The sequence below is a fragment of the Silvania confinis genome (assembly GCF_025564085.1).
Lineage (GTDB): Bacteria > Pseudomonadota > Gammaproteobacteria > Enterobacterales > Enterobacteriaceae > Enterobacter > Enterobacter confinis.
Genome location: NZ_JAMGZJ010000076.1, coordinates 1 through 26,810, shown reverse-complemented (window position 1 = coordinate 26,810; position 26,810 = coordinate 1). Strand labels below are relative to the sequence as shown.

The following is a 26,810-nucleotide window of genomic DNA, read 5'->3' as shown; positions in this document are numbered from 1 at the left end:
TAGCAGGCATTCCGTGAACGGTTTAACGAACTGAGCGCATAAGGATATGAGCCATTCCTTAATAAGCTTATATATATCTAAATCGTTATAAGCTTAATCAAAAATCGCATTTTCATTGTTAATGCGTCTGCCCCTAAAGCTGAATATGATGCGCACTCAGAGATCGTTAAAATAACAATCTGCAGTTAAAAAAACTTTCAAGGCAAGGAGTTAGTGAGATATGCGTAAGCCAATAGTATCTGCTGTTCTGGTCGCTCTGGCGTTGCTCGCCGCCGGCTGTGATGATGCCAAAAATAAAGACAACGCAGCGGCCCCGGCGGCCAAAAGCGATGCGCCAAAAGAGGGTGGCTCGCTGATTATCGGCATTACCTCCGGCGACCCGTTAGCGGTGAACCCGCTGTACGCCAGCGACCGAACCACCCTGACCATCATGCAGGCGCTGTATGCCCCGCTGTACAGCTTTAACGACGGTAAAATCGAATGGGGCCTCGCCGAAAGCCTGACGCCCTCTGCGGATAATCTCAGCTACACCCTGACCTTAAAGCCGAATCTCAAATGGCAGGACGGCCAGCCGCTGACCGCCGATGACGTGGTGTTTACCTTTAACAAACTGCTGGATGAGAAGCAGCACAGCTTCTTCCGCAGCATGTTCACCTACGGCGGCAAGCCCGTTGCGGTCAGCAAAGTGGACGATCGCACCGTCAAGTTCACCCTGCCGCAGGTGAGTGCGGCCTTTACCGGCACTCTGGTGCAGATCTACCCGATCCCGCAGCACGTCTTTGCCAATGAAGGCGATCTGGAAAAAAGCACTAAAAACGATGCGCCAGTAGGCTCCGGGCCGTTCAAATTTAAAGAGTACCGCACCGGACAGTATTACGCGCTGACCCGTTTTGACGACTACTGGAACGGCAAAGCGAAGCTTGATTCCGTGACCTATCGTTTTGCCAAAGACAGCAACTCCGCCAACCTTGCGCTGCAAAACGGCGAAATCAACCTCAAGATGGTCGATCCGCAGGACGTGTCGCGCCTGAAAAACACCGGTAAGTTTGACTTCGTGGTGTACCCGGAAGGGCGTCTGGCCTACATGACCTTCAACCAGAACGTGCCGGTGATGAAAAGCAAGGCGCTGCGTCAGGCCATTGCGTACGCCATCAATAAGGACGAACTGACCCAGACCGCCTTCACCTCGCTGGATTACGCCAAACCGGCGACCTCGTTCCTGACCCCGGATACGCTGTACCAGACCGACGACGTGGAACAGTACAAATTCGACCAGCAAAAAGCCAAAGAACTGCTGAAGGCCTCCGGCGCGCCGGAAAACCTCAAGCTGCGCCTGGCTTACGTCAACACCAATAAAACCCAGGAGAGCCAGGCGCTGTACATTCAGCAGGCGCTGAAGGGGATTGCGGTAAACGTTGAGCTGATGCCGCTCGACGCTAATGCCATGTCCCAGCGTAGCCTCGACATGAACAACACCGCGTGGGAGCTGAACCTCGGCGGCTACATCATGGGTGCCGAGCCGGACGGTTACAAATCGCTGTTTATGAGCAACGAAGCCTATAACTACGCCCACTATAAGAACCCGCAGTTCGATGCCCTGTGGGATCAGGGTGCGGTAGAGACCGACGCGACTAAGCGTGCCGCGACCTACAAACAGATCCAGCAGACGGTCGCCAGCGACATGACCTACTACCCGATCGCTTACACCAACGCCACCGTTGCGGTGGATAAACGCTTTGGCGGTACGCAGGAAGCGGAACCGAAGCCGGTGTACATGTTCCAGGATCTGTCGAAAATCTATCAAAAATAAACCCTGGCCCCGGTCTGCTGGCCGGGGCTTTTGTACGGGTAAGTCGTGTAAGGGCAAGTCGTGAACTCATTACTGATGCGTCGGTTGCTGCAACTGATACCGATGCTGTTCTTTATCTCGCTGGTGGCGTTTTTGCTGGTCAAACTCGCCCCCGGCGATCCGGTGGCAGCGTACATCACTCCGCGCATGGCCCCCGAGGATATCGAGCGGATCCGCCAGAGCCTGGGGCTGGATAAACCGCTGGTTACGCAATATTTTCTGTGGCTGAAAAATGTTCTGCAGGGCGATCTCGGTTATTCGCTGATCTATCACCGCCCGGTGCTGACGATGATTGCCGAGCGCATTCCGGCGACATTGGGCTTAATGGGTGCCTCGCTGCTGATGGCGATTGTATTCGCTATTCCGCTGGGTCTGCTGGCGGGCGCGTTTAAGCACCGTTGGCTGGATCATCTGTTGAATGTGTTTGCCTATATTGGCATTTCGGTGCCGATCTTCTGGTTCGGGATCCTGTTGATCACCGTCTTTGCCGTGCAGCTCAACTGGTTCCCCAGCATGGGAATGCGCACCATCGGCATGGAGGATAACTGGCTGGACGTGGTGCGCCATGGTGTGCTGCCGTGCATCGCGCTGACCTTCTATAACCTCTCCAGCTACGTGCGCTATATCCGCTCGAATACCATTTCTCAGCTCTCGGCCGATTACGTGCAAACCCAGCTGGCCTATGGCGCGACGCGCACCAGCATCCTGTTCCGTCATGTGCTGAAAAATGTGCTGCTGCCGGTGATCACCCTGTTTGGCCTGTCGTTTGGCGAGCTGGTGGTGGGTGCCTACGTCACCGAGAGCGTCTTCTCGTGGCCGGGGATGGGGCTGCTGGGGATCCAGTCGATCACCTCACTGGACTACCCGCTGATTATGGCGATCATCATGCTTTCGTCGCTGATGCTGATCGTCGGTAACCTGATCGCCGACCTGCTGTATCGCTTCGCCGATCCCCGCATACGTACCCTGAGGTAACCCGGATGAGCAGACGCTGGCAACAGGTTGGTCACCAGTTTCGCCGCAATCGTCCGGCGCAATTTTCGTTATTTATTCTGTTTATTTTCCTCGCCGCTGCGCTGTGCGCCGGCTTAAGTCCGTACGATCCGGATCAGATGTCGCTCGGGGCGCGCACCCTGCCACCCGACGGTGCGCACTGGTTCGGCACCGATGAGTATGGTCGGGATTACTTCACCCGGGCCCTGTACGGCGGGCAGATTTCGCTGATGGTGGGCGGGCTGGCGATGGTCTTTTCCACCCTGATTGGCACCGTCGTCGGGACGGTCAGCGGCTACTTCGGCGGCTGGCTGGATAACCTGATGATGCGCGCAGTGGATATCCTGATGGCGATCCCGGCCTTCTTCCTGCTGCTGGTGCTAAACGCGTACCTCAAGCCGGGGGTGGATAACATCATCATGATCATCAGTCTGCTGACGTGGATGAGCATGTCCCGACTGGTGCGTGCCGAAACCCTGTCGGTGAAAGAGCGCGAGTATGTGCTCTATGCCCGCGCCTCGGGCGCGCATCCCCTGCGGATCATCGTGCGTCACATTATTCCCGGGGTGCTGCCGACCATTATCGTCGCCGCCACGCTGAATATTGCCTCGGCGATCCTGATGGAATCGACGCTCAGCTTCCTCGGGTTGGGTGTACAAGCGCCTGCCGCTTCGTGGGGCAGTATGCTCAATAACGCCCAGTCGTATATTGGCGAGGCCTCGTGGCTGGCGATGTTCCCCGGCATTCTGATCCTGCTGACGGTATTCAGTTTTAACGTGCTCGGCGACGTCTTCCGCAGCGCCTTTGAGCCGGGAGCGAACCGTAATGAGTAACTTACTCGAACTTGATAACCTGCAAACCACCTTCCGTACACACGATGGCGATGTCCATGCGGTACGCGGAGTGAGCTTCAACGTGCAGGCTGGCGAGCTGGTGGGGATTGTGGGTGAATCCGGCTGCGGCAAAAGCGTCACCTGCAAGTCGATCATCCAGCTGCTGGGCAGTAACGGGCGCATCACTGGCGGCCAGATCCGCTTTAATGATGACGACCTGGCGCAGAAAACCCCGCAGCAGATGCGAGCCATCCGTGGGAACCAGATTGCGATGATTTTTCAGGATCCGATGACCGCGCTCAACCCGGTGCTGACCATCGGCAAGCAGATGACGGAGATCCTGGTCCGCAATAAAGGCTTAAGCAAAAAAGCGGCTAAGGCCGCCAGTATCGGCATGCTCGAGCAGGTCGGGATCGCCGAGGCGGCGCGGCGCTACGATCAGTACCCGCACGAGTTCAGCGGCGGGATGCGCCAGCGGGTGATGATCGCCATTGCACTTTCCTGCGACCCTCAACTGCTGATTGCCGACGAGCCGACAACCGCGCTGGATGTCACCATTCAGGCGCAGATCCTGCGCCTGCTCAAAAGTCTGCAGCAGAAGACCCACACCGCAATCCTGCTGATTACCCACGATCTGGGGGTTGTCGCGCAGGTGTGCAGCCGGGTGGTGGTGATGTACGGCGGGCTGGTGATGGAAGAGGGCAGCGTGGAGGACATTTTTTACCGACCTCAGCATCCGTATACCCAGGGTTTGCTGGCGTCGTTACCGCACCCAGAGCAGGTCAGCCATCGCCTGTCGCCCATCGAAGGATCGCCGCCGGGGTTGCTGAATCCGCCGCCTGGCTGCCCGTTTGCCGAACGTTGCCCGCAGCGGATGCCGCAGTGCGCCCGCCGTCCGGCGTTTTACAGCCAGGGCGCAGGGCATCGTGCCGCATGCTGGCTGTTAGAGGATAAGGGAGTTCAGGTATGAGCGAACACAATGCCCCGCTGGTGAGCGTGCGGGATCTGCGAAAACACTACAGCCTAAACGGCGGCCTGCTGCGCAAAGGCGTGGCGGTAAAAGCCGTGGATGGCGTCAGTTTTGATATCCAGCCGGGGGAGACCTTTGGCCTGGTGGGCGAGTCCGGCTGCGGCAAATCTACTCTCGGGCGCGCCATTCTGCGCCTGTTTGATATCACCTCGGGCGAGATCTATTTTGCCGGGCAGGCGATCGCCCAGGCTAACGAAAAACAGCTCAAGCCGCTGCGTAAGCGCATGCAGGCGATTTTCCAGGATCCCTGGTCGTCGCTCAATCCGGGGATGACCGTGCAGCAGCTGGTGGCGGAGCCAATGCAGATCCACGGCTACAGCCGCGAGGAGCAGCGGGAGCGTGCTGAAACCCTGCTCTATAAAGTGGGGCTCAGACAGGAACACTTGCAGCGTTACCCGCACGAGTTTAGCGGCGGCCAGCGCCAGCGGATCAGCATTGCCCGGGCGCTGTCGGTGCGCCCGGAGTTTGTGCTGTGCGATGAGCCGCTGTCGGCGCTGGACGTGTCGGTGCAGGCGCAGGTGGTGAACATTCTGCAGGATCTCCAGCAGGAGCTGGGGCTGACCTATCTGTTTATCGCCCACGATCTGTCGATGGTGCGCCACATTTCGACGCGGATCGGGGTGATGTACCTCGGCAAGCTGGTAGAAGTGGCTCCGGCGAATGCGCTGTATCAGCACCCGGCGCACCCTTACACCCGAGCGCTGCTGGCCGCGGTACCGCAGCCGGACCCGCGGATCCGTAATCTGGAACAGGCGACGCTGCGCGGGGAGATCCCGGGCCCGACCTCGGTGCTGCCGGGCTGTAAATTTTGCAGCCGCTGCCCGCACGTGATGCCGGTATGTCGGCGCGAAGAGCCGGCGATGGAGGAGATTGCCCCCGGCCATTTCGCGGCGTGTTGGTTATTTAAGGTGTGAGGATGTTCCTGGCGGCGAGAAAGCCTTAACATTCAATTCGTATAGTGAATGATTACAGGAGTCGCCATGACGCTGGCAATTATGCTGCAGGGCACCGCCTCCGATGTGGGCAAAAGCGTGCTGGCGGCGGGCTTGTGCCGCATTTTTTATCAGGATGGCTGGCGCACCGCCCCGTTTAAGGCGCAAAACATGGCCCTTAACTCCGGGATCACCCCGGATGGCAAAGAGATGGGCCGGGCGCAAATCATGCAGGCCGAAGCCGCCGGGATCGCCCCGGACGTGCGGATGAACCCCATTTTGCTCAAACCCACTAACGTCAGCCAGGCGCAGGTGGTGTTGATGGGCGAGGTCGCAAACGCGATGGATGCGGCCCAATACCACGATTTTAAACCGCGCCTGCGCGAACAGGTTGCCGGAGTCTACCGCAGCCTGGCGCAGGACTATGAGGTGCTGGTGCTGGAAGGGGCCGGCAGCCCGGCCGAGATCAACCTGCGCGATCGGGATATCGCCAATATGGGGATGGCGGAGCTCGCCGAATGCCCGGTGATCCTGGTGGCGGATATCGATCGCGGCGGGGTGTTTGCGGCGATCTACGGCACCCTGGCCCTGCTGCAGACGCACGAGCGCTGGCGGGTCAAAGGGGTGATCATCAATAAATTTCGCGGCGACGTGTCGCTGCTTGCCTCCGGATTAGAACAGATTGAGGCGCTCACCGGCGTGCCGGTGCTCGGCGTCATGCCGTGGCTGACACTCGATCTGGACGAGGAGGACGGGGTTGCCTTGCAGCGCGAGAACCGCCTGCGCCAGCCTGCGCGTGATGTTGACATCGCGGTGGTGCATCTGCCGCACATTGCCAACTTCACCGATTTCAACGCCCTGTCGGCGCAGCCGGACGTGCGGGTGCGCTACGTCAGCCAGCCGCAGGAACTGGACGGTGCCGACCTCATAATCCTGCCCGGCAGTAAAAATACCCTCAGCGATCTGACCTGGCTGCGCGAGAGCGCGATGGCGCACGCGCTGCTGATCCGTCACCGGGACGGCGTGCCGCTGCTCGGGATCTGCGGCGGCTATCAGATGCTGGGCGAGACCCTGATTGATGAGGTGGAATCCGGCCTCGGTCGCATGCCGGGCCTCGGGCTTCTGAACACCACCACCCGCTTTGCCCGCCACAAAACCACCACCCAGGTGAACGCCTGCATGGCGGCGTCGCTCCCCGGCTGGCTGGCGGCGCTGGCCGGGATCCCGCTCTCTGGTTACGAAATCCACATGGGGCAAACCGTGCTCGGCGAGGGGGCGCAACCGGCCCTGTGGCTGCAAAAAGAGAACGAGCATATTGCCGACGGCGCGGTGAGCGACGACGGGCAGGTGTGGGGGACCTATCTGCACGGCCTGTTCGACAGCGACGCCTTTACCCGTGCGCTGGTGGATGGCCTGCGGGCGCGTAAAGGGCTGCCTCCGCGGGTAGTGACATCCGATTACGCCGCGTACAAAGCGCAGCAGTTTGATACCCTGGCGCAGACCCTGCGGCAGCACATCGATATACAAAAAATCTATCAGATCATGCGCGAGCATCAGGAGTTAACGGAATGATTTTAGTGACCGGCGGGGCGCGCAGCGGTAAAAGCGCCCACGTCGAGGGGCTGGTCGCCCGGCAGTATTCGCAGGTGCTGTACATTGCCACCTCGACCCTTACCGACGATGAGATGGCGGCGCGTATTGCCCGCCATCGCGCCCAGCGGCCTGCGCACTGGCGCACCCTCGAGGCGTATCGCGATCTCGGGCCGCTGATCCTGGCGCAGGTGCAGCCGGGGGAGGCGGTGATCCTGGAGTGCATCACCACTCTGCTGGCGAATCTGCTGTACGACGAATCGGGCGGGGCCGATCCCGATACGCTGGATTTTGCGCCGCTGGAAGCGTTTTTGCACCAGCAGATCGACGGGCTGATCGACGCCTGCCAGCAGAGCGGGGTGCCGGTGTACATCGTCACTAACGAGCTGGGGATGAGTATCACCCCGGAAAACCGGCTGGCGCGCCATTTTGTCGATATTGCGGGCCGGGCGAACCAGCGCCTGGCTCAGGTGGCAGAGGAAGTCTGGCTGGTGGTATCAGGGATAGGAGTCAAAATTAAATGAGATTAAGCCTGTTGTGGGCCACGCTGCGCCTGATGAGCCGTATCCCGGTGCCGGAAAAATGGGCCGACGGCGTGGAATTTCGCAACCTCGCCCGGGGTGTGCCGTGGTTTGTGCTGATTGGCGCCATTATTGGCACGCTTGCCGCCCTGGTGGCGCTGGTGGTGAGTCAGACCGGCGGGGGCATTTATGTGGGTGCAGCTGCTTACGTGCTGGCGCTGGTGCTGCTGACCGGCGGGTTTCATCTCGACGGGCTGGCTGACACCTGTGACGGAGTTTTCTCCGCCCGCAGCCGGGAGCGGATGCTGGAGATCATGAAGGACAGCCGACTGGGGACCTTTGGTGGCCTGGCGCTGGTGTTCGCCATTCTTATCAAAGTCTTCGCCGTCATCGGCCTGGCGCATCTTCCGGTCAGAGAGTGGTTCGCGCTGCTGGTTTGCGCCCCGGTTGCCGGGCGTGCGACGCTGGTGCTGGGCATGTATGGCCAACGTTACGCTCGCGAGGGGGAAGGGATGGGCAGTCTGTATATCGGCCAGGTCAGTTTTCGCGAAACGGCGATGACCTTGCTGGGTGGGGCGATCGCCGTAGGGCTTGTCGGCGGACTGCACGGGCTGGCGGCCATTCTGGTCACCTACGGGGTAATATATGGTCTGGTGCACTATCTGCGTCGCCGGCTGGGTGGACAAACCGGCGATACGCTGGGGGCGCTGGCAGAAAGTGCCGAGATGGTGTTTCTGGTGGCTTTATTGTGGGTCTGAAGATGCGCATTTTTCTGGTTCGTCACGGACAAACCGCCGCCAATGAAAGCGGTCTGTTCTACGGCAGTACTGATGTTCCCCTGACGCCGCTGGGGGTTGAGCAGAGCACGCGGGTCGCCGGTTTACTGGCACAGGTGTCGTTTAGCGCTGCGCTCACAAGCCAGCTGCAGCGCGCGCAGCATACCGCGCAGCTGATTGTGCCTCTTGCAGAGCGCGATCCGCGGCTCAATGAAATGGATTTTGGTCGCTGGGAGATGCGCCACTTCAGCAGCATTGCCGCAGAGGAGCCTGACGCCTGGCAGCTCTGGGTGGATGACTGGCAAAACGCCACGCCGGGTGATGGCGAGGCGTTTCCCCGCTTTGCCGAACGGGTGAGGGCGGTGGCTGATGAATTATCGCTGCGTCAGGAACCGGGCGACATGTTGATTGTGGCGCACCAGGGGGTTCTTAGCCTGCTGCTGACGCGCTGGTTGGGTATGCCGACCGCGTCTTTATGGCATTTTCCGTTTAAGCAGGATGCTTACACGATGGTGGAAAATCGTGACGGATTTATGGTGTTACGCGCCTTTAACGACCGAAGCCCTTTTCGGTCAGATGAATGAGAACAACGAACATGCAAACCATCGCGCAACTGGTGGCGGCCATCAGGCCACTGGATGAGAACAAGCAGGCCGAGGCCGTTCAATATATTAATGGCCTGGTAAAACCGTTAAACAGCCTCGGACGGCTGGAAGCGCTGGCCGTGCAGCTGGCGGGGATGCCCGGGCTGACAACGCTGGAAAATCTGCAAAAAGAGATTATCGTGATGTGCGCCGACCACGGCGTGTATCAAGAGGGCGTGGCTATCAGCCCACAGCAGGTAACGCATCTGCAGGCGCTGAATATGCAAAAAGGCACCTCCGGCGTCTGCGTGCTGGCGAAAAGTAACCACACTTCGGTGCTACCGGTGGATATTGGCATCGACTGCGAACCGATAGAGGCGATGCTGACCCTGAAGGTGGGGCGCGGGAGCGGCAATATCACCCGGGGCCCAGCGATGTCGCGTGCCGATGCCGAGCTGTTACTGCTGTGCAGCGCGCGGCTGGTGCAGCAACGGGCGGCAGAGGGCATTGCGGTATTTGGCACCGGCGAGCTGGGGATGGCCAACACCACGCCCGCCTCGGCGATCATCAGTGTGCTGACCGGCTGCGATGCGCATGAGGTGGTGGGGATAGGCGCAAACCTGCCTGCGGAGCGCCTGCAGCATAAAGAGGCGGTGGTCCGCCAGGCCATTGAGGTTAACCAGCCCGATCCTACGGATGCCATCGACGTGCTGGCAAAAGTGGGCGGGTACGATCTGGTGGGAATGACCGGGGTGATCCTCGGCGCGGGCGCGTGCGGATTGCCGGTGGTGCTGGACGGTTTTCTCTCCTATGCCGCGGCGATAGCTGCCTGCCAGATTGCACCCGAGGTGAAGCAGTACTGCATTCCGTCGCACTTCTCGGCGGAAAAAGGCTCCCGGCGCGCGCTGGAGCACCTCAACTTAACCCCGTATCTGTATCTTGATTTGCGTCTCGGCGAGGGGAGCGGGGCGGCGCTGGCGATGTCGATTATCAGCGCCGCCTGCGCCATGTACTGCGAGATGGGTGTGCTGGCGGAAAGCGGGATTAGTTTGCAGGCGTAGGGTATCAGCCTGAGATTCTGGCCTGGCTGAGGCGTGCCAGCTGGCGCTGATGCCATGGCCCGAGGATCAGCACTGTGGTGAGCGCGCCAAGCAGGGCGCAGAACATGTCGGACTGGGTATCCCACGGATCGCCCTGAGTGCCGAGAAAATCGTCCGCGCCTTGCCCCATCGCCAGCGCTGCCCACCACTCGATCAGCTCATAGGTGGCACTGATCGCCAGCGCAATACAGCACACCAGGAAGGCGGTCATTTTGCGGCCGTTAACGTAGCCGCCGCGGACCAGGATCTCCCGGGCAGCCAGCGCGGGCACCAGCCCCTGGAAGAAGTGACCCAGCTTGTCGTACGGGTTGCGGCTCAGATTAAACATCTCCTGCACCTCAAAACCGACCGGCACTTTGGCATAGGTGTACATGCCGCCGACCATCAGAACGATCGCGTGCCAGAAAATCAAAGTGTAGAGCAGGGGCGTCAGCGGGTAGCGCTGTTGGGTGGCGAGCAGCAGGGGCACGATAATGACCACCGGCGTGACTTCCATCAGCCAGGTGATACGGTCTGCGGTGTAGAGGCCGGTATAAATCAGTCCCAGCAGCAGAAGCAGCGCGCCGCCTTTTAAGGCAAGAGAGTGAGTCATGTCATTTTACTTAGCAGGAAAATGAGCACTATCGCCCTGGCAGGTGAAAAAGACAATCCTTTGTCGAGAAGGAAAAAAACGGGTCCCTGTGCGGCCCCGTTTAGCGTCATTAATGATTAGAACGACTTGCGTAAGCGCAGACTGAAGGTGTGCGCCTGATAGCGCTCGCCTGCCTGCAGATCGTAGCGCGCGTCGACGCTCAGCTCGTTCGCATCGTACAGCGTGCTGCCGATCGCCAGACCAGCCATATCTTTAACCGGCGAGGCGCCTTTGGTGATAAAGCGGGTTTCACCGACGGCGTCCGCGGCGTAGGTCGCATGGCTGCTGACCTGGCGGTTGTCGTACTGGTGGATCCACGAGACCTGGGCGAACGGCGTCAGGCTACCCAGGCCAGTGGCGAAGGTTTTCTCGATGCGGGCACCGATATCGCTGACGACCGACTGGGCGTGCGTGCTGCCAACATCCAGCGCCATACCGTTGCCGCCGGTTTCGTTGTAGCCATCAACATGCTGATAACCGTAAGTCAGCGCGGCCAGCGGCGTCAGAACCACGTCTGCTGGCAGTGTGAACGGATAGCCGAACTCGGTTTGCAGGGTCACCGACTGTCCGTTGAACTTGCCGTGTGCTGCCCCGGAGAAGCCAGTGAAATCAGCGCGACGCACGGAGCTGTAGTTCTGACGGTTCAGACCTGCCGAGAGGTTCAGGTACCACGGATCGCCGGTGTAGCCTGCGTAACCAATCACGCCGTAGTTATCGGCGGTGGAGGTATTGCCGCTCAGGTTGTCTTTGCCGTGAACCGAGGTGTTGCTGTAGTTCACTGCGGCACCCAGACGCCAGTCATCGCCCAGCGCACGGTCGGCACCGATGATCAGGCCGCCAAACTTAGCGGTGTAACCACTGACCTGATCGCTGCTGTCCTGACGGGCATAGCCGCCAAACGGCTGGCCCCAGACGATCCAGTTGCTGGCGTAGTCGTCGCCGGTTGCCACACCGCTGGTGCCTGCGGCTTGAGGATTACGTACGGCATCGATGTGAGCACCCACCACGGCCTGCGCGGTAGAGGTGGCAACGGTTGCCGCCGAGCTGGCGTTCAGGTTCTGGCTGGTGGAGAGCTGTTCGCCTGCGCGGTTCGCTTCGGATTGACCTTCAACGGCCAGTGAGGCGTTGTACAGATCCAGCAGCTGCGGGGAAGAAATGCCGGTGTAGCTCGCCAGACCACCCAGTGCCGCCGTGGCGCTCGGAATGGTTGCCCAGTTGCGTTTGCCAGGCTGGGCAGGCGTTGGATCCGCTGGCGCAGGCTGCGTTGGCTCCGTGACAATCGGGGTCGTGACATCGGGTGGTGTCATGACTGGTGGAGTCACTTCTGGCTGCGGCTCAGGCTGAGGCTCAGGGATAACCGGCGCGGTGGTCAGGGTTAATACCAGCGCCTTGCTTTCCGCTTCATCGTAGACAGAACCTTTCACCTCACCGTCGTAGCCCACGGCTTTGTAGTTCAGGCTCTCGGCGTTGTAGTGGGTGTCGCTACCTGCGGCAGCGATCACCACATAGCGCTGGCCTTCAGCAAACTTGTAGCTACTGCCGGTGCGCAGCAGGTTAATGCTGGAGCCTGCATCGACGGTAGCATTGCCGGTGACGTTCAGCCGGCCATAACCGCTATCGGTCAGCACATCGCCGTTGGCGGTAGTCAGATCGGCTACGCCAGAAATCAGCGTGGCGGCCGCTTTCTGATGGTAATCGCCGGTAATCGTGATGTTGTTGTTGACCTGCAATGAAGCCGCTTCGTTCACCACAGTACCGGTTGTCATGTTCACCGGCTCACCCATATTCAGCGAAGCCAGGTTCATGATCATGCCGCCTGCGGTATTGACGTTATCGTTCAACAGCAGTGAGCCGGTGCCGAATACCACGTTGGAACTGGTGAGGGTGCCTGTCGCGTCATTGAGGCCGGTCAGCGTACCCTGCGTGGTGGTGCCGCCGTTAATAACGAACGGCATATCGCTGGTGGAATAAATATCCCCGCGGATAACACCGGCGTTGGTGATCGTCACCGCCTCGCTGGAGTTGCTGTTAACAAACAGGGCAAAGCTCCCGCCGGTTAACAGACCGTTGTTTACGATGTGCGTGGACGGACCCTGGTTATTGTAGTTCCACAGATAAATACCACTCCAGCCACCGTTGAGCACACCGTTATTAACGATAGTACCGACGGTGCTGCCATTATTGCTGTTGCTGTAGATTGCAGTCTCTGTGGCGGTTATCTGGCCATTATTTTCAAGGCTGTCGATGGCACCCGAGTTATACACGCCATACCCGCCGCCATTTATCTCACCATCATTGATGAGCGACGTCATCGTGCCCTGGTTATAAATCCCCGAGGCGCCGTAGAAATAGGTTGAACTCGCCTGAAGGGTGCCGCTGTTGGTGAAATTATTCACCACGCCGGAGGCGTTCAACGCCACGACATGGCCAGATTGATATTGATTATTATTGGTAATGGTTCCGTTGTTATTAAACGTGTCGACCGTGCCATCAATCTGAACCGTATTGTTGCTGGTAAACAGCAGGAATGTATCAGTATTACTGATGACTCCATCGTTGGTCAGAGTGTTGACGGTGACGCCATGATTAACCGATAACGCCGGGGCAGGTCTGCCGGTAATCGAGCCCTGCCCGGTGATATGTACCCAATCCGTTGCGTTAGCAATCTGAACGTTGCTGACCGGGGAGTCGATGATCATGTCTGTGGCTGCGTAAGACTGCGCTGCCGTTGAGGCTAGCAGCAGGGAAATAAGCTGGCTAAGTCGTTTCTTTTCCATGGTGTCCGTCATAACGTTGCGAGAGTTGTGCAAATAGCAGGTGTGATTTTCTTCGGATTAATCCGATATCTTCGCGCGAAGAATATACAATTGGTTGCTAAAAACAATAAGAGTTACTTAATTATTGCTTGCTGAAACAAACCCTTAATTTTTGTAGTGTTTACGATTTGATTTAAGGCTGGTAGCGGTTATGAAGATATATCCTCACATTTTGCAGGGAACGCTATTGATTAGTTTATCTTTATTATTCTCTGGCTGTGTTTCGCATGATCCTTATCGCGAGGGAAGGGCGATCGCTGCACAGGGTGGTCTGATCAGTGAAAAAATTGATACGCCGTCTTTTCCGATTGCCGCCTGGCAGCGAATAACCCCCCCGGTGCATTTACTCCGCGTCTATATTGAGGGCGACGGTTTTGCCTGGAAAAGCCGTACCCAGCCCTCCGATAACCCCACCCCGCGTAACCCTGTCGGCCTGGCGCTTGCCGCAGCGGATAATGGTGAAAATGTGCTGTATCTCGCCCGGCCGTGCCAGTTTATCGGGCCGCCGTTACCGTCCTCGTGCAGCGTTAACATGTGGACGAGCGAGCGTTTCTCGCCTGCGGTGGTTGAGACGATGAACGCGGCGCTCAATCAGGTTGTGCAGCGATATCCGGGGGTGAAGGTCGATCTGGTTGGCTATTCGGGTGGCGGGAATATTGCCGCGCTGCTGGCAGCAACGCGCGACGATGTGCGCTCGCTGCGCACCGTGGCGGGCAGTCTCGACGTGGCGTATGTGAATGAGATTCACCGTGTTACCCCCATGCCTGCGGCGCTCAGCGCCATCGACAGGGCTTCGGCACTTCGCGCGCTGCCGCAGATTCACTACAGCGGCGGGGAGGATAACACCGTGCCATCTGCGGTTGCCCGGCGTTTTCAGCAAGCCGTTGGCGGGCGATGCGTTCAGGTTGAGACCCTGGAGGGAATTGCACACGGCTCGGACTGGGCGGCAGTGTGGCCACAGCTACTGGCGAAGGGGCTGCCTGGCTGCTAAGGAAAACGGCTTAAAGATGGTAATGAGATTTATTATCAAAACTGCTTTACGGGTCAAAATTAAAGATGTATTTTAAATACATGTTTAGAGCCGGAGACCATCATGAGCCATCTCAGAATTCCTAAAAACTGGACCATCAAACGTTCAACCCCTTTCTTTACCAAAGACAACGTCCCTGCCGCGCTGCTGAGCCATCACAATACCGCCGCCGGTATTTTTGGTCAGCTGTGCGTGATGGAAGGAACGGTGACCTACTACGGTTTCGCGAATGAAGAAGCGACAGAGCCGGAAGTGAAAGTGGTGATTAACGCAGGAAACTTTGCGACCAGTCCGCCGCAGTACTGGCATCGTATTGAGATTACCGACGACGCGCAGTTCAATATCAATTTCTGGGCTGAACCAACGTTCTCGGGCGATGAAGTGTACAGCGCGAAAAAAGCCTAAACCCATGGCTCCCTTATTCTTCAATGGGGGAGCCTGTTCAGACGGTGGGAACGCCTTATGATGAATTTCTTTACGCAGTTTTCAACGAAGGTCGACTACGGTGAGAGGGAATCTTGTTGTGAACAGGCCCTGCTGCACGTAGCTGAATATCAGGAATACCTGTCCTGCGATGTGCAGTTTTGCCCGGTGATGAACGCTGAGATGCTGACAGTCGTTGGTGCCCTTGAGAGTAAAAGCCCGCTTTAAAAAGCATTTATGATCGTTTTCGTCAGCAATCCTGACGGTCATCAGGAACAGGTTGAAATTTGCTCACGCGCACCTAAAATATAGCTTAAATATCTTATTGAGTGTTTTAAGGTGCGCGATGAAGCGAACGCAGCAGGAACTTCTCTCTTCAGAACAACTTCTCCAGCTAGCCACATTGGGCCGAACGCTGGCGCAAAGTAGAATTGCCCGCAAAATGCTGCAGGCAGAGGTTGCTGTACGGGCGAATCTCAGCCGTAACACGGTAAGCCGCATTGAAAACGGCGATGCAGGCATTGCCATCGGCCAGATCCTGCGCTATCTCGACGTCATTCGCCCAGGCGCAACGCTGGCAGATGTGTTGACCAGGAAAGATAACGTGGTTGATGCTCTAGAGTCCGCGAACCGTCCCCGCCGTGCAAGACCGTTAAGTAAGCAGGAACTGGAAGACTATGACTTCTGAACAGACGCTAATGGTGCATGCGTTTTTGCCGGGAGCAACTCAGTCTGTTCCTGCCGGTAAATTGCAGATGCAGGAAGAAGGCATTGCGCTTCGGGCATCGCGTTTTGTCTATGGCTTGAAGTACCTGAAACGCAATGGGGCACTTGAAATCGATCCCGTTGGGCTGGGGATGCTACAAGGACAGCGGGTGGCCGGGCAGGCGTTGTTTGCGCAAGAGTCTGCGCTGTTTGGTGGGATCCGTGATGCCGCGCCTGATGCATGGGGCCGCCGCGTCATTGAAGCTAAAAAACGGGCGCCGGCGAACGCTTTACCGGAGTCAGTTTATCTGCTTGAAGCAGGGCCAAACCGAACCGGGGCATTGGATATCACTCCCGATGGTGAATCCGCAAGAGCATTAGGGGCTTCAACAGATATCAAATCACTAGGTTATCTGTTCGAGGCAGCCGAGAGGATTGAGAATGGATTGCCGTTACCTGCAAATCTTCATGGGATATTTGATGCCGGGTCCAGCATGGGTGGAATGCGCCCTAAAGCGACTGTCCTGATAGAAGATGGCAGTCACTGGCTGGCGAAGTTCTCTTCCCGTAGCGATCGGGGTTTTTGTTATCCGGCAATTGAACATGCAGCCTTAAGGCTTGCACATGCGGCGGGGCTTGATGTCCCTGAGACGCGCCTCGAAGAGATCGGTACGGGACATTTCGCGATGCTGATTAAGCGTTTTGACCGTGTGGGGGCAGGGGAGACCACAGGGCGACGCCATTTTGTGTCGGCACTGACATTGATGAACATCCATGAAATGGCATCGATAGAAAGCAGTTATGCTGATCTCGCAGATGTCATGCGCCGCCACCTTGCTGCGGCCAGCCTCGCTGATGATTTGAAAGAACTTTACCGCCGGATGGTCTTCAATATTTTGGTCAACAACGATGATGACCATTTACGCAATCACGGCTTTATCCTGATGGAATCACCAGAGCAAACACCTGTCAGAGGGGCACAAGAACCTCAACATGCTGTCAATCTCGAATGGCGTATTAGCCCCTTATACGATGTCGTTCCTCGCCCCGTTCATTCCCACCATCGTCGTCTGCACCTTGGCGTTGGCGCATTTGGTAAAGAAGCCACGCTGGTTAATGCGCTCTCGTGGTGTGAGCGTTTTGGTTTAAACCGGGGGGATGCGATTGCGGAAATTGACCGTATCTGGCGGGTAGTCAGGGAATGGCGAAATCATTTTGAGGAGCATGGCGTGGCCGGAAACGATATTGATGCGGTCAGTTCCGCATTTTTGCATGCTCGCGATCTGGGGGGAGATGAGTCAGGGATCTGTTAACCGAAAGTTCACCAAACCCCAGAAAGCAAAAAACCAGCCCGTAGGCTGGTTCTTCTAAATAGTGGTGCCCGGACTCGGAATCGAACCAAGGACACGGGGATTTTCAATCCCCTGCTCTACCGACTGAGCTATCCGGGCAACGGGGCGCATTAAAACCGATCCGCTCCGCGTCGTCAACGAAAATTGCTGAATTCGCTACTAAGCGCACACTCTGTCGCCAGCTTGCTGCTTTCTCAGGCAAAAAAGGCTGTCCACAGGGCGGAGAGCGGCATCGCGATAACCAGCGCGGGCAGCATGTTCACCACCGCAAACATCTTGATTCCGCAGATCCTAAGCCCGGTGGCCAGCAGCAGCAGGCCGCCGACGGCAGTGAAGTCTGCCATCATCGCCGGGGTGGTGAGCGGTAAAATCAGCGCGGCGCAGGTGGCCAGCGTCAGCTGGATAACCAGCATCGGCACGCAAATCGCCGCCACAGCAACCCCTAAGGTGGTGGCAAAGATAGTGGCAGTAAAGAAATCGAGAAACGATTTGGCGATCAGGATGCTGGGGTCGCCGGTCATTCCCTCCTGCATAGAGCCAAAAATCCCGGTGCCGCTGGCACAGAACAGAATAATGATCGCCACGTAGCTCTGGATAAATGTGTCGTGCGAGCCGCCTTTCCCCTGGCCTCGTGAGAGCAGGTTTTTGGCTTTGCCGACGGTACTGTTGATGCCTTTTTCCAGATAACAGAACTCGCCAATCAGCGCGCCGACAAGCGTAGCCAGCACCATCACTGGCAGGTTGGCGCATTTAATCACCAGCAGAATACCGATCCCAAGCGAGGCCAGGCCAAAAATTGAGGGCATGGAAGTGCGAATACGCTCCGGTAGACGCTGGCTGAGTACCGCGCCAAGGACACCGCCCAGCAGAACGGCGCTTGCATTGATAAAGGGTCCAATAACCAAGATAAACTCCTGTTATTTACTCACTGATATTGCATTATTATTGCGCTTATCCGCGTGCGATAGCGATGCTAAAACGCTTTTTTTGCATAATGTTCGCGTCTTGCGCCCTCTGGCGAAAAGTGACATTATTGCGCGAATTTTCTCCTCTCAGATACGGGGCCGCCAATGAACAACGTCTTTATTGCTGCGCAATTGCCCGAACGTATCGACGCTTCCTGGTCTACGCTCACCGTGCGGTGAGGGTAACGCAGGCTCACTGCAGGACATCAGTAAAACCAGACGCGTTCTGCTTTTACTGATGTCTGGCGGTCGGAGCTGAACTCCGGTCAGACACATTCATTGGGCAGGGAAGATTTCCTGTCCGGGGCTTTTCTCGCCTTGCACGGGTATTTGCGCTTATGAAATCAATGAAAATTGCCGTCAGCCGCGAGCTGGCATCCGCCTTGTCTACGCACCGCGAAGTGGTGACGCTGGATAACACCGATTTTACGGACGTGGCGGCAGTCGTCATTACCGTCGCTGAGAGTTACAGCGGCATCCTCGCCTTACTGAAACGTACGGGCTTTCAGCTCCCTGTTTTTATGTTCTCAGAAGAGCCAGTAGAGGCGCCCGCTGGCGTTGACGCGACGATCAACGGTAAAGCGCAGGAGTGGCTTGAGCTGGAATCGGCCGCCTGTCGCTATGAAGAGAATCTGCTGCCGCCGTTTTTCGACACCCTGAGCCAGTACGTGGCGATGGACAACAGCACTTTTGCCTGTCCGGGGCATCAGCACGGGGCTTTCTTTAAAAAGCATCCCGCAGGCCGTCAGTTCTTCGAGTTCTTCGGTGAGAATCTCTTTCGGGCCGATATGTGCAACGCCGATGTAAAGCTCGGCGATCTGCTGATCCACGAAGGCTCTGCCAAGCACGCGCAAAAGTTCGCGGCGAAGGTGTTTAACGCCGACAAAACCTATTTTGTCCTGAACGGCACGTCCGCCGCCAACAAGGTGGTGACCAATGCGCTGCTGACCCGTGGCGATCTGGTGCTGTTCGACCGCAACAACCACAAATCCAACCACCATGGGGCGCTAATCCAGGCCGGGGCCACGCCGGTGTATCTTGAAGCGGCGCGTAATCCGTTTGGCTTTATTGGCGGCATCGACGATCGCTGCTTTGATGAAGCATACCTGCGCCAACAGATCCGCGAGGTAGCCCCGAAAAAGGCCGATGAAGCGCGCCCGTTCCGCCTGGCGGTGATCCAGCTTGGCACCTATGACGGCACGATTTATAACGCCCGCCAGGTGATCGACAAGATTGGCCAGCTGTGCGACTACATCCTGTTTGACTCCGCATGGGTGGGTTACGAGCAGTTTATCCCGATGATGGCAGACACCTCACCGCTGCTGCTGGAACTTAATGAGAACGATCCGGGGATCTTTGTCACTCAATCGGTGCACAAACAGCAGGCCGGGTTCTCGCAAACCTCGCAGATCCATAAAAAGGATAACCATCTTCGCGGTCAGGCGCGTTTTTGCCCGCATAAGCGTCTCAATAATGCGTTTATGCTGCACGCCTCAACCAGCCCGTTTTACCCGCTGTTTGCCTCGCTGGACGTTAACGCCAAAATCCACGAAGGGGAGAGCGGACGTCGGCTGTGGGCAGAGTGTGTGGCGCTCGGCATTGAAGCGCGCAAGGCGATTATCGCTAACTGTAAGATGATTCAGCCGTTTATCCCGCCGGTGGTGGCCGGGCGTCCGTGGCAGGATCATGCTACTGAGACTATTGCCCGCGAGCTGCGTTTCTTCAGCTTTGAGCCGGGAGCGAAATGGCATGGGTTTGAAGGCTATGCTCGGGATCAGTATTTTGTTGACCCGTGCAAGCTGCTGCTGACCACGCCGGGGATCGATGCCGAGAGTGGGGAATACACCGAGTTTGGTATTCCGGCGACCATTCTGGCGCACTACCTGCGCGAGAAGGGCATTGTGCCGGAGAAGTGCGATCTCAACTCCATTCTGTTCCTGCTGACCCCGGCAGAGAGTGCAGAGAAGATGGCGCAGCTGGTGGCGATACTCGGTCAGTTTGAACAGCACATCGAAGACGACACCCCGCTTGCGGACGTTCTGCCGACCATCTGGAAGAAATACCCGGTGCGCTACCGGGACTACACGATTCGTCAGCTTTGCCAGGAGATGCACGATCTGTACGTCAGCTTTGACGTCAAAGATCTGCAAAAAGCGATGTTCCGCCAGGAGAGCCTGCCCGCGGTGGCGATGAACCCGCAGGATGCCAACCAGGCCTTTATTCGCGGTAACGTCGAGCTGGTGCGCATCAGCGAAGCTGAAGGGCGCATTGCCGCTGAAGGCGCGCTGCCTTATCCACCGGGCGTTCTGTGCGTCGTGCCGGGCGAGCTGTGGGGCGGGGCGGTGCAACGCTACTTCCTGGCGCTGGAAGAGGGCGTCAACCTGTTGCCGGGGTTTTCACCGGAGTTGCAGGGCGTCTATAGCGAGAAGGATGCGGACGGGATCAAGCGCTTGTACGGATATGTACTGAAGTAAAAGAATTCCCCCTCCGACAGGAGGGGGACGTTAATGCGATTAATGTGCGATAGGCTGTGTAGCAGTTGGCGTACGAACATGTTTGTACTTGAACAGCACCATGAACGCAAAGGCCAGAACCAGCGAGTAACCTGCAAAGATCAACCACACTGGCTGCCAGTTAGTGATGCCGTTGGTGGTGTACATCTCAACCACTTTTCCGCTCACGATCCCGCCAAGAATACAGCCGAAGCCGTTGGTCATCATCAGGAACATACCCTGGGCACTGGCGCGGATTTCCGGACGCACTTCTTTTTCGACAAACACCGAACCGGAGATGTTGAAGAAGTCGAAAGCACAGCCGTAGACAATCATCGACAGCACCAGCAGCACGGTACCGAACGCTGAAGGGTCACCGTAAGCGAACAGACCGAAGCGCAACATCCACGCGAAGATACTGATCATCATGACGTTCTTGATGCCGTAGCGGCTCAGGAAGAACGGAATGGTCAGGATAAACAGCGTTTCAGAGATCTGCGAAATCGACATCATCACCGAGGCGTGTTCAACGATAAAGCTGCCGGAGAACAGCGGGTCGTTATCGAAGCTGTGCAGGAAGGTGTTGCCGAACATGTTGGTGATCTGCAGTTCTGCACCCAACAGCATGGAGAAGATAAAGAAGATCGCCATGCGTTTGTTTTTAAACAACGCGAATGCATCCAGGCCGAGCATGCTGCTCCAGCTCTGGTTTTTCTGTTGATTTGAGACCGGGATATGCGGCAGAGTCAGGGTGAACAGGGCCAGCACCACGGACAGCACCGCACCGATGTACAGCTGCATATGGCTCAGTTCAAAGCCGGAGAAGCTCACAGCCCACATCGCCATAATAAAGCCGATGGTGCCCCAGATACGGATTGGGGGGAAATCGTTAACGATATCCATTCCGGCTTCTTTCAGGCGATAGTAGGAGATGGTGTTTATCAGGCCCAGCGTTGGCATATAGGCCAGCGAGTTAAGCAGGATAACCATAAACATCGCCCCAGGCGTGGTGACCTCGGCTGCCATAAACAGCGTACCTGCCCCGACCAGGTGGCAAAGGGCGTACACCCATTTTGCGCTGATCCACTTATCCGCCACGATCCCGAGTAACGTCGGCATAAAGACGGCGGCGATACCCAAAGAACTATAGACCGCACCAATAGATGCGCCATCGAACTTGAGCGTGACAAACATGTAGGAGCCAAGCGTGGTTAGCCAGCTCCCCCATAGGCAGAACTGCAGAAACGATAAGATTTTAAGCTGCAGCTTAAGGTTCATGTAACTATCCTCACAAGAGAGCGGGCTGTGTGTTGAATTAAAAACATTTGTCTACGGTATTTGATGCAATTCTATCAGCGAGTGGCGTGATGTTTTGTTACCTCCCGCAAAAAAATGCAATCCTTATTAATTTGCAGTCTGGATTGTGATGCAAATAACAATTTCGTATGGATGGCGTGCGGGTGCAAGCACCCTCTCCCGCAGGAGAGGGTGAAACGAAGGGGATTACTTACGACGGTAGTTCTTCTGCGCCGTGTTGACCTTGTACAGATAGCGGCGTGATTCCGCTGCCGGGTGACGGGTTGTCAGGGTCTGGTAAACATCCCCTGGGGTCATGCTGTTGATGATGCTGGCCGCTTTTATTTTGTCGCTGGAGAAGACCCGCAGCACGCTGCCCGCGCCACCGTTATAGGCGGTGATCACCGCATAACGGCGCGAGGTTGGGTTATCAATGCCACCCAGGTAGACGTTGTTCAGCATCGCCAGATACGCGGTGCCAGTATCAATGTTGCTGGCGGGATCGAACAGATAGTTACGGCTCGGTGTGCCGGAACGCCCCTGCGAGCGGAACACATCTTTGCCGGCACTGTGCTGGACAACCTGCATCAGGCCCAGCGCATCGGAGCGGCTCACGGCATACGGGTTAAACGACGACTCGGTCTGCATAATCGCCAGGATCAGCGACTCATCGACGCCGTATTTGCGTGACGCCTGGCGGACCATCCCCACGTATTTATGTGCACGTTTGTCGAGGTGATTCGGCACCAGGTTGATGGTGACGCTGTAGATAATGCGCAGGCCGTTACTGCGGCTTTTCAGGCGCGTTTGCAGCAGATAATCAGCAAAGGTGTTGGCGCGACCTTCCCAGCGAATGGCCTGGCCGGTTTGATCCACCACCTGACCGTACAGGTACGGCTCTTTGGAGATGGTAATGTCGTCGACGTCGGAATAGAGGTCGATAGAGCCCGGATCGTCGCCCATCAGCAGGGTTTTAACGATCGCCTGGCGTAAACGCGCGGTGGGATCGGTGCCGGCAATGGTTTCGACGGTGATGGTGCCATCATCAAAGTTGATGTGGCTGCGGGTCTGATAAGCGTCGGTGTACTTAACGTAGTCCTTTGGACCTGCAATCAGGACTTCGTTAAATCCCCAGATGTTTTCGATGTTATGGGCAAACTGCCCCATCAGAATGTCAAAACCGTTAGTGTCCTTCACCCAGGCGTCGTTATAGCTATCGACTTTTTTATTGGAAGAACACGAAACAAGTAACGGTGCAACAAGAGCCAGCGCTAAAAATTTTTTCATCATTCCGGGTGTGCGTGTTGTGTTTGTTTTGCTGCTGCTTTCGCCGGGTGGCGCTACGCTTACCCGGCCTACAAGCCGTAGGCCCGTGCAAGCGTAGCGCCGCCGGGCATCAGCCCGTAGAGTATTATTTTTCTGGCGGCGTGTAGCCTTCGATGTGCACGTCTTTCCCTTCAAACAGGAAATCGACCATCTGCTGCTCAAGCAGTTTGCGGTGTTCAACATTCATCATATTGAGCTTCTGCTCGTTAATCAGCATGGTTTGCTTTTTCTGCCACTGTGCCCACGCTTCCTTAGAGATCTCGTTATAGATGCGCTTACCCAGATCGCCCGGATAAAGCTGGAAATCCTGACCATCCGCGTCGCGTTGCAGGTAGGTACAAAAAATTGTTCTGGCCATACTCATTCCTCTTTGTCGCCCCGGAGCTAAACCGTTGCTCCGACACGTAATTGCTGTAACAGGCGCTCTACAGGTGCCGCCAGTCCCACTGACGGCGGTTGCGCTAAGTTATACCAGAGAGCGTTGCCTTCATCCATGCACGCGGTGAATGAGGACACGGGAAGCCACATTGGCACGATATCCAGGTGGAAGTGGCTAAAAGTGTGGCGGAACGCGGTTAACTGCCTGAGAGTATCGCCGCTGATACCGCGTTGCGCCAGCCAGTCCCGCAGGCTGGCCTCATCTTCAAATTGCGGAAAACAGAACAAGCTTCCCCACAGGCCACTCGGGGGACGCTGCGCAAGGAACACCGTCTCGTCGTGCTGCATCAGCAGAAAATAGCCGGTACGTTCCGGTAACGTCTGCTTTGGCTTTTTACCCGGATACTGCGCCCAGCTGTGATTGGCGTAGGCCACGCAGAGAGTATTCAGCGGGCAAAGCTCGCATTTGGGTTTGGATCGGGTGCAGACCATCGCCCCTAAATCCATCATCGCCTGGTTAAAGCGTTCCACGCCTTTGGCAGGCGTGACCGCTTCGCTGATTTCCCATAAACGCTTTTCAACGTCCTTCTTACCTGGCCAGCCGCTCACGGCCGAACAGCGGGCCAGCACGCGTTTCACGTTGCCGTCGAGAATAGGGAAGTGCTTGCCCAGCGAAAGAGAGAGAATCGCCCCGGCGGTCGAGCGCCCGACGCCCGGTAGGTCGGCAACCTCTTCGAAGGTTTCCGGGAAGGTACCGTTATGTTGGCTGACCACCTGCTGCGCGGCTTTATGCAGATTGCGCGCGCGGGCGTAATAGCCGAGCCCGGTCCACAGGTGCAGTACCTCATCGAGCGGGGCGTTGGCTAAATCACTGACCGTTGGGAAACGCGCCATAAAGCGCTCAAAGTACGGAATAACGGTCGCGACCTGCGTTTGTTGCAACATCACCTCAGAGAGCCATACTTTGTACGGCGTTTTTTCAATTTGCCAGGGCAGGGTTTTACGCCCGTATTTGTCGTACCAGTCCAGCACCTGGGCTGAAAATTGAGAGGCTTGCATGGTCTTCGCTTCGCGATATCAGGGACGCAGATTGCAGCACAGAGGCATTCGGCTGTAAACCGGATCTTTCCCATGCTTGCATCCGACCTTTAACTTTGGATAATGCCCGTTTCCCGAACATTCTCACAAGCAGACAACTCTTTTATGAAAAACGACGTCATATCACCGGAATTTGATGAAAACGGCCGCCCACTGCGCCGTATTCGCAGCTTTGTCCGCCGTCAGGGCCGTCTGACTAAAGGGCAGCAACACGCGCTGGATAACTACTGGCCGGTGATGGGCGTTGAGTTCACCGAACAGCCGCTCGATTTCGCTGAGCTTTTTGGCCGCGACGCACCTGTCACGCTGGAGATCGGTTTCGGCATGGGCACCTCGCTGGTGACGATGGCGAAGGTGCGCCCTGAACAGAACTTTATCGGTATTGAAGTTCACTCTCCGGGGGTGGGCGCCTGCCTGGCGACGGCGCATGAAGAGGGCGTAGAGAACCTGCGCGTCATGTGTCACGATGCGGTAGAAGTGCTGCACAAGATGATCCCTGACAATTCTCTGAACATGGTTCAGCTCTTTTTCCCTGACCCATGGCACAAAGCACGTCATAATAAACGCCGTATCGTTCAGGCACCCTTTGCCGAGCTGGTAAAGAGCAAGCTGAAGCTGGGTGGTGTTTTCCACATGGCGACCGACTGGGAGCAGTATGCGGAGCATATGCTGGAAGTGATGTCGGCGCTCGACGGGTATAAAAACCAGTCGGCAAGCAATGACTACGTACCGCGTCCTGACTCACGTCCGGTGACGAAATTTGAACAGCGTGGCCATCGTCTTGGTCACGGTGTATGGGACTTAATGTTCGAGAGGGTGAAATAATGGCAAAGAATCGTAGCCGTCGTCTGCGTAAGAAAATGCACATCGAGGAATTCCAGGAAATTGGATTTTCCGTCGCATGGCGTTTCCCGGAAGGCACCAGTGTAGAACAGATCGATAAGGACGTTGATGCCTTCATCGATGAAGTCATTGAGCCGAATAAACTGGCCTTTGACGGCGGTGGCTATCTGGCGTGGGAAGGTTTGATCTGCAAGCAAGAAATCGGTCAATGTACCGAAGAGCAGCAAGCTATCGTGCGTAAGTGGCTGGAAGACCACAAATTCGAAGAGGTGCGCGTGAGCGAACTTTTCGACATTTGGTGGGACTAATAAAGCATCAGGGGCCAGCAATTGCTGGCCCGTTTTGTATGAGGGAGTTTTTATGATGCGCAAAACGCTGCTCGCGACGGCTTTAATGACCACCGCTCTGACGGCTCACGCGGAATACAAATGCGAAGTCACGCCGCGCGACGATGTGATTCTGAGCCCGCAAACCGTGCAGGTAAAAGGCGAGAACGGCAATCTGGTGATTACCCCGGATGGCAACGTCATGTTTAACGGCAAGCAGTACACCCTGAGCGCTGCCCAGCGCGAGCAGGCAAAGGATTATCAAGCCGATCTGCGCAGCGCACTGCCGTGGATCAATGAAGGCGCACTGACCCGGGTTGAAAAAGGCCGCGTCGCGCTGGATAAAATCATCGCCAAAGAGGTGGGGGAGAGCAGCAATATGCGCTCGCGCCTGACCAAACTGGACGCGCAGCTCAAAGAGCAGATGAACCGGATTATCGAGCGCCGCACCGATGGCCTGACGTTCCACTATCAGGCGATTGATCAGGTTCGCGCCGACGGACAGCAGCTGGTGAACCAGGCGATGGGCGGCATTTTGCAGGACAGCATCAACGAAATGGGTGCCAAAGCGGTGCTGAAAGGCGGCGGTAACCCGTTGCAGGGTGTGCTGGGTAGCCTGGGCGGCCTGCAAACCTCGATTCAGAACGAGTGGAAAAACCAGGAAGCGGACTTCCAGGCATTCGGCAAAGACGTGTGCAAACGCGTGGTATCGCTGGAAGAGAGCCGCAAAGGGCTGGTCGGGACGCTGAAGTAGTTTAGTGCGGTCGGGGTCCCTCACCCCGGCCCTCTCCCCATGTACAGACTGGGGACATAGTGAACGCTTGTTCGGGGACATGGTAGACACTTACAACTAAGGCATAAGAACCCGTATATGGAGTCGCTTATGCCGTGGGATGCGAGAGATACCATGTCATTACGTAC

General features: G+C 56.9%; 26 protein-coding genes and 1 tRNA gene. 19 read left to right on the top strand and 8 right to left on the bottom strand.

The features are described 5' to 3' along the window. Positions 1–220 precede the first annotated feature (220 nt). The 10 genes from M8013_RS12485 (at position 221) to cobT (ending at position 10,169) form a co-directional block, all read left to right on the top strand. Positions 221–1,810, top strand: coding sequence for an ABC transporter substrate-binding protein (locus tag M8013_RS12485; protein WP_271268129.1), 1,590 nt, complete (start codon positions 221–223; stop codon positions 1,808–1,810). Between the two features lie 60 nt (positions 1,811–1,870). Further along, positions 1,871–2,824 carry an ABC transporter permease gene (locus M8013_RS12480; protein ID WP_271268128.1) on the top strand — a complete coding sequence of 318 codons (954 nt, stop codon included), beginning with the start codon at positions 1,871–1,873 and terminating at the stop codon, positions 2,822–2,824. Between the two features lie 5 nt (positions 2,825–2,829). Then, positions 2,830–3,675: an ABC transporter permease gene (locus M8013_RS12475; RefSeq protein WP_271268127.1), complete on the top strand. Its 846-nt coding sequence runs from the start codon at positions 2,830–2,832 to the stop codon at positions 3,673–3,675. Beyond that, on the top strand, positions 3,668–4,645 hold the full coding sequence (locus M8013_RS12470) for an ABC transporter ATP-binding protein (protein ID WP_271268126.1): 978 nt from the start codon (positions 3,668–3,670) through the stop codon (positions 4,643–4,645). Before M8013_RS12475 ends, M8013_RS12470 begins: the two co-directional genes overlap by 8 nt. Continuing rightward, positions 4,642–5,619, top strand: coding sequence for an ABC transporter ATP-binding protein (locus tag M8013_RS12465; protein ID WP_271268125.1), 978 nt, complete (start codon positions 4,642–4,644; stop codon positions 5,617–5,619). The genes M8013_RS12470 and M8013_RS12465 overlap by 4 nt, the downstream gene beginning before the upstream one ends. A 66-nt stretch (positions 5,620–5,685) precedes the next feature. Continuing rightward, a complete protein-coding gene (locus M8013_RS12460; protein WP_271268124.1) occupies positions 5,686–7,209 on the top strand; it encodes a cobyric acid synthase in 1,524 nt (507 codons plus the stop codon). After that, complete coding sequence (gene cobU / locus M8013_RS12455; RefSeq protein ID WP_271268123.1) at positions 7,206–7,751, top strand: bifunctional adenosylcobinamide kinase/adenosylcobinamide-phosphate guanylyltransferase; 546 nt, start codon at positions 7,206–7,208, stop codon at positions 7,749–7,751. The genes M8013_RS12460 and cobU overlap by 4 nt, the downstream gene beginning before the upstream one ends. Then, a complete protein-coding gene (gene cobS, locus M8013_RS12450; protein WP_271268122.1) occupies positions 7,748–8,506 on the top strand; it encodes an adenosylcobinamide-GDP ribazoletransferase in 759 nt (252 codons plus the stop codon). The genes cobU and cobS overlap by 4 nt, the downstream gene beginning before the upstream one ends. A 2-nt stretch (positions 8,507–8,508) precedes the next feature. After that, positions 8,509–9,108: an alpha-ribazole phosphatase gene (cobC, locus tag M8013_RS12445; RefSeq protein ID WP_271268121.1), complete on the top strand. Its 600-nt coding sequence runs from the start codon at positions 8,509–8,511 to the stop codon at positions 9,106–9,108. 11 nt (positions 9,109–9,119) lie between these two features. Continuing rightward, on the top strand, positions 9,120–10,169 hold the full coding sequence (gene cobT / locus M8013_RS12440; RefSeq protein WP_271268120.1) for a nicotinate-nucleotide--dimethylbenzimidazole phosphoribosyltransferase: 1,050 nt from the start codon (positions 9,120–9,122) through the stop codon (positions 10,167–10,169). A gap of 4 nt (positions 10,170–10,173) precedes the next feature. On the opposite strand, the gene M8013_RS12435 is transcribed toward cobT, so the two are convergent. Together M8013_RS12435 and M8013_RS12430 are read right to left on the bottom strand one after the other, a co-directional pair. Further along, on the bottom strand, positions 10,174–10,800 hold the full coding sequence (locus M8013_RS12435; protein WP_271268119.1) for a DUF2238 domain-containing protein: 627 nt from the start codon (positions 10,798–10,800) through the stop codon (positions 10,174–10,176). A gap of 116 nt (positions 10,801–10,916) precedes the next feature. Beyond that, complete coding sequence (locus tag M8013_RS12430) at positions 10,917–13,616, bottom strand: autotransporter family protein (RefSeq protein WP_271268118.1); 2,700 nt, start codon at positions 13,614–13,616, stop codon at positions 10,917–10,919. Positions 13,617–13,806: 190 nt separating this feature from the next. Between M8013_RS12430 and M8013_RS12425 the strand changes: the two genes are divergently transcribed. The 5 genes from M8013_RS12425 (at position 13,807) to M8013_RS12405 (ending at position 17,126) form a co-directional block, all read left to right on the top strand. Next, positions 13,807–14,646: an alpha/beta fold hydrolase gene (locus tag M8013_RS12425; protein WP_271268117.1), complete on the top strand. Its 840-nt coding sequence runs from the start codon at positions 13,807–13,809 to the stop codon at positions 14,644–14,646. Between the two features lie 102 nt (positions 14,647–14,748). Continuing rightward, a complete protein-coding gene (locus M8013_RS12420; protein ID WP_271268116.1) occupies positions 14,749–15,090 on the top strand; it encodes a TehB family protein in 342 nt (113 codons plus the stop codon). A 57-nt stretch (positions 15,091–15,147) separates the two neighbouring features. Further along, on the top strand, positions 15,148–15,336 hold the full coding sequence (locus M8013_RS12415) for a hypothetical protein (protein WP_271268115.1): 189 nt from the start codon (positions 15,148–15,150) through the stop codon (positions 15,334–15,336). A 118-nt stretch (positions 15,337–15,454) separates the two neighbouring features. Further along, positions 15,455–15,796 carry a helix-turn-helix domain-containing protein gene (locus M8013_RS12410; protein ID WP_271268114.1) on the top strand — a complete coding sequence of 114 codons (342 nt, stop codon included), beginning with the start codon at positions 15,455–15,457 and terminating at the stop codon, positions 15,794–15,796. Beyond that, the gene (locus M8013_RS12405; protein ID WP_271268113.1) at positions 15,786–17,126 is read left to right on the top strand and encodes a type II toxin-antitoxin system HipA family toxin; all 1,341 of its coding nucleotides are present in this window, start codon (positions 15,786–15,788) and stop codon (positions 17,124–17,126) included. Before M8013_RS12410 ends, M8013_RS12405 begins: the two co-directional genes overlap by 11 nt. A gap of 62 nt (positions 17,127–17,188) precedes the next feature. Here M8013_RS12405 and M8013_RS12400 read toward each other — a convergent pair. Both M8013_RS12400 and M8013_RS12395 read right to left on the bottom strand, forming a co-directional pair. Continuing rightward, positions 17,189–17,264: transfer RNA gene (locus tag M8013_RS12400), tRNA-Phe, on the bottom strand. A 95-nt stretch (positions 17,265–17,359) separates the two neighbouring features. Further along, the gene (locus tag M8013_RS12395) at positions 17,360–18,070 is read right to left on the bottom strand and encodes a DUF554 domain-containing protein (protein WP_271268112.1); all 711 of its coding nucleotides are present in this window, start codon (positions 18,068–18,070) and stop codon (positions 17,360–17,362) included. Positions 18,071–18,468: 398 nt separating this feature from the next. Here M8013_RS12395 and M8013_RS12390 point away from each other — a divergent pair, with 398 nt between their 5' ends. After that, positions 18,469–20,604 carry an ornithine decarboxylase gene (locus M8013_RS12390; protein WP_271268111.1) on the top strand — a complete coding sequence of 712 codons (2,136 nt, stop codon included), beginning with the start codon at positions 18,469–18,471 and terminating at the stop codon, positions 20,602–20,604. Between the two features lie 39 nt (positions 20,605–20,643). Here the strand turns inward: M8013_RS12390 and M8013_RS12385 are convergent, their stop codons facing one another. From M8013_RS12385 to mutY, 4 genes are all read right to left on the bottom strand, one after another. Continuing rightward, positions 20,644–21,900, bottom strand: a complete 1,257-nt coding sequence (locus M8013_RS12385; RefSeq protein WP_271268110.1) for a nucleoside permease — start codon at positions 21,898–21,900, stop codon at positions 20,644–20,646. Positions 21,901–22,125: 225 nt separating this feature from the next. Next, positions 22,126–23,205 carry a membrane-bound lytic murein transglycosylase MltC gene (mltC, locus tag M8013_RS12380; protein ID WP_271268109.1) on the bottom strand — a complete coding sequence of 360 codons (1,080 nt, stop codon included), beginning with the start codon at positions 23,203–23,205 and terminating at the stop codon, positions 22,126–22,128. A gap of 124 nt (positions 23,206–23,329) precedes the next feature. After that, the gene (locus M8013_RS12375; RefSeq protein ID WP_271268108.1) at positions 23,330–23,602 is read right to left on the bottom strand and encodes an oxidative damage protection protein; all 273 of its coding nucleotides are present in this window, start codon (positions 23,600–23,602) and stop codon (positions 23,330–23,332) included. Positions 23,603–23,628: 26 nt separating this feature from the next. Then, a complete protein-coding gene (gene mutY / locus M8013_RS12370; RefSeq protein ID WP_271268107.1) occupies positions 23,629–24,681 on the bottom strand; it encodes an A/G-specific adenine glycosylase in 1,053 nt (350 codons plus the stop codon). Positions 24,682–24,825: 144 nt separating this feature from the next. Between mutY and trmB the strand changes: the two genes are divergently transcribed. Genes trmB through M8013_RS12355 form a run of 3 tightly spaced genes read left to right on the top strand, consistent with a single transcriptional unit; the run spans position 24,826 to position 26,643 of the window. Continuing rightward, positions 24,826–25,545, top strand: coding sequence for a tRNA (guanosine(46)-N7)-methyltransferase TrmB (trmB, locus tag M8013_RS12365; protein ID WP_271268106.1), 720 nt, complete (start codon positions 24,826–24,828; stop codon positions 25,543–25,545). Next, entirely contained in the window at positions 25,545–25,871 is a 327-nt protein-coding gene (locus M8013_RS12360) for a YggL family protein (RefSeq protein ID WP_271268105.1), read from the top strand. The genes trmB and M8013_RS12360 overlap by 1 nt, the downstream gene beginning before the upstream one ends. A gap of 52 nt (positions 25,872–25,923) precedes the next feature. Then, on the top strand, positions 25,924–26,643 hold the full coding sequence (locus M8013_RS12355) for a YggN family protein (protein ID WP_271268104.1): 720 nt from the start codon (positions 25,924–25,926) through the stop codon (positions 26,641–26,643). Positions 26,644–26,810: the final 167 nt, after the last annotated feature.